We start from the raw sequence: 5,971 nt of genomic DNA, 5'->3' as shown, positions 1-5,971 counted from the left end.
GACAGCGCGACAGCGCGACAGCGCGACAGCGCGACAGCGCGACAGCGCGACAGCGGCGCCCGCGAGGCGGCGCGGCACGGCGGCGCAGGGCGGCACGGTGGCGTGGCGCGGCAGCACGGCGCGGCGCGGCGGCGCTGTCGCGGCGCGGGGCCGCGCGGCAGCGCGACAGCACAGCGCGGCGAGCCATCCCGACGGCACGCTGGCGCGGCGCGCCGTGGGCCGCGGGCGCGGGGCGCTGCCGGGGTGGGGCGCACCGGCGCGGAATCACGCGGCAGCCCGCTGTCGTGCCGCGCAGCCGCGCCCCGACGTGCGGCCCGCGACCGCCGCTACGGGCAGAACCGGAAGTGCGTGGTCACCCGACGGTCGTCGTCCACCACGTGGAACGCCAGTCCGGGCGGCCGGTCGTAGTCGAGCGGGCCGCCCTCCGTCCAGCCGGCCTCCCCGCCCGGTTCCCACGGCAGGGCCAGCGCCGACACCACCCCGGGCGCCACCACCAGCGGCCGCCCGGCGAAGGTCGTCACCGCGGGCGTGTGCGCGTGCCCGCAGAACAGCCCCACCACGTCCGGGTGCCGCTCCACCACCTCCGCCAGCCGGGCCGCTTCGTGCTGCCGGATTTCGTCCAGCAGCGGGTGGTGCAGCACCGCGGGCGGGTGGTGGAACGCCACGAACGCCGGCCGCCCCGCCGCCTCCGCCAGCACCTCGTCCAGCCAGGCGATCGTCGAGTCGTCCATCCGTCCCGAGCCGCGGCCCGGGATGCTCGTGTCGCACAGCGCGAACACCACGCCGGCCGCCTCGCCGACCTGGTTGACCGGCCCGTCCGACGGCTCCTCGCCGAGCAGCACCGAACGGTAGGCAGGCCGCGAGTCGTGGTTGCCGGGGCAGTGGAACACCGGGTACGGCAACGTGTCCAGCAGCTTCGCGACCTCAGCGTACTCGGCCGGATCGCCGTGATCGGCCAGGTCGCCGGTCACCAGCACCGCGTCCACCGGCCGTGACAACTCCCGCAGGTGCCTCACCACCCGCTCGGCCCGGTCCGCGCTCCGCGAACCGCCGTCGAGGTGCAGATCGGACAGGTGCGCGAGGACCGTCATGGACCGACCCTACCGGCTGCGAAAATTCTTTTCGGCCGGATTCAACAACCTGGGGGCCCCGGCGCGTTGAAGGCCCGTCAACCGAAGATCGAAAGGAACACCGGTGCGGGACCGCTTCGACGATTTCGTGGCGCAGCGCCTCGACCGCCTCCTCCGCTACGCCACGGCCCTGACCTGCGATCCCCACCTCGCGCAGGACGTCGTGCAGGAGACCCTGCTGCGCGCCCAGCACCGCTGGGAACGCATCGCCGGGCTGCAGGCGCCCGAGAGCTACGTGCGCAAGATGATCACCAACGAGTTCCTGTCGTGGCGGCGCCGGAAGGCCTCGCGCAACGTCACCGCCGCCCACAGCACGCTCGACGCCATCGGGACGCCCACCGCCGACCACGCCGAGCACTACGCCGAACGGGACGCCATGCGCGCCCGCATCGCCGCGCTGCCGCGCAAGCAGCGCGCCGCGATCGTGCTCCGGTTCTACGAGGACTGCACCGACGCCGAGATCGCCGAGGCGCTCGGCTGCTCGGCAGGCACCGTCCGCAGCCACATCTCCCGCGCCCTGAGCACGCTGCGCGCCGCCGACGGCGGCCGCCGCCGGGGCCTGCCCGTCACGGAGGCGCTGTCATGACCACCGACCCCACCGAACAGCTGATCCGCTCGGCCCTGCACGCCGAGGCCGACCGCCGCCCCGACCCGCGCGTGGTCCTCGCCGGGCTGCGGCAGGCGCAGCCGCGCCGCAACCGGACACCGCTACTGGTCGTCGCGGCCGCGGCGGTCGTCGCGGTGGCCGTCGCGGCGGTCCTGGTGCCGCGGATGCTCCAGCGCAGCGCACCCGTCGTCGGCACGGCGCCGGCCACCGACCAGACCGTCCTGCTGGCCGGCATGGACGACTACGACACCGCCGACTCGATCGTGCTCGGCCGCTTCGGACGGGACGGCGTCGCCGCGCTCGCCTCGATCCCCCGCGACTCGCTGGTCGACATCCCCGGCTTCGGCCAGGGCAAGCTGAGCAGCGCGTACAGCCGCGGCAAGGAAGCCGCCCAGCAGCAGGGCCGCGACGAGAACGCCGCGGCCGAGGCCGGCGCGCGCACGCTCGTCGACACCGTGCAGCAGCTCACCGGCGCGCACGTCGACCACTACGCCCTGGTCGGCATGGCCGCGTTCGGCCGGCTCACCCACGTCCTGCAGGGCGTCCCGGTCTGCCTGCGCGCGGCCACGCACGACCCGCGTACCGGGGCCTCGTTCCCCGCCGGTGAGCAGGTCCTGGACGAAACGCAGGCGCTGGCCTTCCTCCGGCAACGCGCCGGGCTGGCCAACGGCGACCTCGACCGCATCGCCCGGCTCCATGCCTACCTGCGTTCCGCCGCGGACAAGGTGACCGGCGCGCTCGGCAACCCGGCCTTCGTGTCCGCGCTGATCAGCACCGTGCAGAACAACGTGCGCATCGACCCCGGCTGGGACCTGCTGTCCTTCGCCGCGCTGGTCCGCGACATCCGCCCGGCCGACCTGCGGATCGGGACCGTGCCGATCACCAGCCCGCACCTCGACACGCCGAACGGCGCGGCGATCGGTCTAGCCCCCGGGGAAGTACGCACGTTCGTGGCGAACCTGCCGCACTCGGGCACGTCAGCACCGGATTCCTGCGTGAACTGAACCGCGCGAATCGCGCGCGAACCGTGTCACGGTCGCTCCCGCGGGGTTAGGCTGGCAACCGCCGACGGGAAGGGGACGCGTCCGATGACCGGACCGCGAGCCGAGAACGCGGACGCGGGGCCGACCAGCCCCGCGGCCTTCGGCCTGTCGGACACCGTCCGGGTCGCCGCGGTACTGCGCGCCGAAGCCGAGAACGCGCCCGATTTCGCGGCCGCCGCGCGGGCCGTCGTCCGGCGGCTGCGGGACGGATTCGCCGCCGGGGGACGGCCGATGTCGGCCGAACTGTACACAGTGGACGAAGGCGGGTCCCCGGTGCTCGTCGCGGCGGCCGGTGATCCGCGAACCGGTGGCGCGCCGGCCACGGCGCCCCCGGGCGAACGCTTTCCGGTGGTCCCGTCGCCCGGCGCGCTGGCATTCGGCGGGCCGCTGGCCGGGGGCCGCGCGTTCTGGATCGTGCTGCCGTCCTCGGCCGCGCTGCCCGCGGAGACGGCCCGCTCGATGGCCGTGAGCGTCCGCGCCGGGCTGCTGGCGCACGGTCCGGCCGAGGACCGCGCGGAGGCGCTCGAGGACTACGCCGAGCTGCTGGAGCACACCTCGCGCGTGGAAGGCGCGGCGCTGGAGGACGCGGCCGGCCGGGCAGGCGCCGAGCTCGAACTCGGCGACTCGCTGCAGGCGATCGGGCAGCGGCTCACCGCGCAGCTCGACATCGACACCCTCGTCCAGGACGCCACCGACGCCGCCACGCGCGGCACCGGCGCCGGGTTCGGGGCGTTCTTCTACAACCTGATCGACGAGTTCGGCGAGTCCTACACGCTCTACACGCTGTCCGGGGTCCCGAAAGAGGCCTTCGACGGGTTCCCGATGCCACGCAAGACGGCGGTCTTCGCGCCCACGTTCAACGGCAGCGGGATCGTCCGCAGCGACGACATCACCCAGGACCCGCGCTACGGGCGCAACGAGCCGCACCACGGCATGCCGGAGGGGCACCTGCCGGTGCGCAGCTACCTGGCCGTCCCGGTGATCACGCCGATCACGCGCGAGGTGCTGGGCGGGTTCTTCTTCGCCCACCCCGAGCCGGGGCGGTTCACCGCGCGGCACGAGCAGGTGGCGGCCGGGATCGCGAGCTACACCGCGATCGCGCTGGACAACGCGCGGATGTTCGCGCGGCACCGGTCGATGGCGACCGAGCTGGCGCGCAGCATGCTGCCCGTGGTGCCGGACATCCCCGGCCTGCGGATCGTGTCGCGGTACCTGCCCGCGTCGGCCGGGGCCGAGGTCGGCGGGGACTGGTTCGACGTGATCGAGCTGCCCGGCGGGCGGACGGCGTTCGTGATCGGCGACGTGGTGGGGCGTGGCGTGCCCGCGGCGGCGGTGATGGGCCAGATGCGCACCGCGATCCGGTCGTACGCGCTGCTGGACCTGCCGCCGTCGGACGTGCTGCACAACGTGTCCCAGCTGGCGCGTTCCACCCCTGGCGCCAAGTTCATCACGTGCCTGTACGCGGTGCACGACCCGATCGACGACACCCTCACCTACGCCAACGCCGGCCACCTGCCCGCGGTGCTGATCGCGGCCGACGGGTCGACCCGGCAGATCGCGGAGGCGCTGGGCATGCCGCTGGGCGTCGGCGAGCAGTACCCGCAGGAGCAGACGCCGTTCCCGCCCGGGATGCGGCTCGTGCTGTACACCGACGGGCTGGTGGAGAGCCGGGAGCGGGAGCTCGGCGTGGGCATCGACGCGCTGCTGGCGGAGCTGGCGGCGCTGCCCGGTGCGGGCGACGTGGGCGCGGCGTGCGACGAGCTGATCGGGCGGCTGACCGGCGGCCGCCACGACGACGACGTCGCCCTGCTGTACGTCGAACACCAGGGCGCGAACCGGCGGGTCGCGTCGATGGCGCTGCTGCCGGAGGTGCCGCTGGAAGCCGTGCACGAGTTCGTGGCCGGGCGCATGGCGCGGTGGGGGCTCGCGGACGTGGCCGACCGCGCGGTGAAAGTCGCCTCCGAGCTGGTGTCGAACGCGATGCGGCACGCGTCGGCGCCGCTGACGCTGCGGCTGTTCCACGACGGCGCGCGGCTGACGGTGGACGTCGCCGACCGCACCGGGGCGCTGCCGCACATCCTCGCGTCCGGCGGGATCGAGCACGACGGCCTGCGGATGATCGACGCGGCCGCGGCGCGGTGGGGCACGCGCACCACGCCCAACGGCAAGGTCGTGTGGGCGGAGCTCACGACGAGGTGACCCCGGATCCGGGGAACAACAGGTGTGTAAACCGTGCACAGTGGGTAACCCCCGGCCGACGAGGAACACGCCGAGGGGACTTCGATGCACGCCGGAGACCAACGCCTCCACCGACTGGTGACGGCGCGTTCGCGCAACGCGACGACTTTGAGGCACGTCCTCACCCAGTGGGCGAACGAGGTGGAACTGCCCGACGCCACCACGGACGCGATGGCGCTCGCGGCGTACGAGGCCATGATCAACGTGGTGACCCACGCGTACCCCGCCCAGGCGGACGGCCCGCTGGAGCTGTCCGCGGAGCTGCGTGGCAACGCGGTGGACGTCACGGTGAGCGACCAGGGGCGGTGGCAGCAGCCCGCCGCGGACCCCGGTCCCCTGCACGGTCGCGGGCTGCCGCTGATCCACGCGCTGTCCGACCGGGCGGAGATCGCGTCGACCCCGGAGGGCACGACGGTGCGGATGCGCTGGCCGGTCCCGACCACCCCGACGCGGCTGCGGATGGACGTCGCGCAGGCCCGCTAGGCCACGTCTGACAATGTCTTTGTCCAGGTGATGGTGTCGTGGATGAAGATGGCGGCGCGGTAGAGGGTGGCGAGTTTGTCGTAGCGGGTGGCAATGCCGCGCCATTGTTTGAGCTGGTTGAAGCTGCGTTCGATGACGTTGCGTCCGCGGTAGTCGTGGGCGTGGAAGGCGGGTGGTCGTCCGCCGCGGGAGCCGCGGCGTTTGCGGTGTCGGGCTTGGTCGGCCGGTTCGGGGATGACCGCCTGGATCTTCCGCCGTCGGAGGTGTGTGCGGATGGCGCGGGAGGAGTAGGCCTTGTCTGCGCGCACCCGGTCTGGGCGGGTCCGTGCTCGCCCGCCGCCCTGTCGGGGCACCTGCAGGTGGGCCATCAGCGGTTCGAACATCGGTGAGTCCCCGGCCTGGCCTGGTGTCAGCAGGGTGACCAGTCCCCGCCCGTTCCCGTCGACGACACGGTGGATCTTGGTGGTCCA

Annotated in this window: 6 protein-coding genes; 4 read left to right on the top strand and 2 right to left on the bottom strand. The window is 73.9% G+C overall.

What is annotated here, in order from left to right; all coding sequences use genetic code 11:
- Window positions 1-326 precede the first annotated feature (326 nt).
- Window positions 327-1,091 carry a phosphodiesterase gene (locus tag ABZ193_RS43080; protein ID WP_354714601.1) on the bottom strand — a complete coding sequence of 255 codons (765 nt, stop codon included), beginning with the start codon at window positions 1,089-1,091 and terminating at the stop codon, window positions 327-329.
- 103 nt (window positions 1,092-1,194) lie between these two features.
- On the opposite strand from ABZ193_RS43080, the gene ABZ193_RS43075 reads away from it, so the two are divergent.
- The 4 genes from ABZ193_RS43075 (at window position 1,195) to ABZ193_RS43060 (ending at window position 5,501) form a co-directional block, all read left to right on the top strand.
- The gene (locus ABZ193_RS43075; protein ID WP_020423337.1) at window positions 1,195-1,716 is read left to right on the top strand and encodes a SigE family RNA polymerase sigma factor; all 522 of its coding nucleotides are present in this window, start codon (window positions 1,195-1,197) and stop codon (window positions 1,714-1,716) included.
- Window positions 1,713-2,741 (top strand): LCP family protein, encoded by a 1,029-nt coding sequence (locus ABZ193_RS43070; protein ID WP_354714599.1) that lies wholly within the window; start codon window positions 1,713-1,715, stop codon window positions 2,739-2,741. Before ABZ193_RS43075 ends, ABZ193_RS43070 begins: the two co-directional genes overlap by 4 nt.
- 84 nt (window positions 2,742-2,825) lie before the next feature.
- A complete protein-coding gene (locus tag ABZ193_RS43065) occupies window positions 2,826-4,979 on the top strand; it encodes a SpoIIE family protein phosphatase (protein ID WP_354714597.1) in 2,154 nt (717 codons plus the stop codon).
- 117 nt (window positions 4,980-5,096) lie between these two features.
- Window positions 5,097-5,501, top strand: coding sequence for an ATP-binding protein (locus tag ABZ193_RS43060; RefSeq protein WP_354714595.1), 405 nt, complete (start codon window positions 5,097-5,099; stop codon window positions 5,499-5,501).
- Here the strand turns inward: ABZ193_RS43060 and ABZ193_RS43055 are convergent.
- Window positions 5,498-5,971 (bottom strand): IS5 family transposase (locus tag ABZ193_RS43055; RefSeq protein WP_354714593.1); only part of this gene is annotated, 474 nt, incomplete at its 5' end. The two genes, ABZ193_RS43060 and ABZ193_RS43055, sit on opposite strands and share 4 nt — an antisense overlap.

It is taken from the genome of Amycolatopsis sp. NPDC006125, assembly GCF_040614195.1.
GTDB classification, from domain to species: Bacteria; Actinomycetota; Actinomycetes; order Mycobacteriales; family Pseudonocardiaceae; genus Amycolatopsis_E; species Amycolatopsis_E tucumanensis.
The sequence above is the reverse complement of the archived record's forward strand: the minus strand, read 5'-3'. Positions and strand labels throughout refer to the sequence as shown.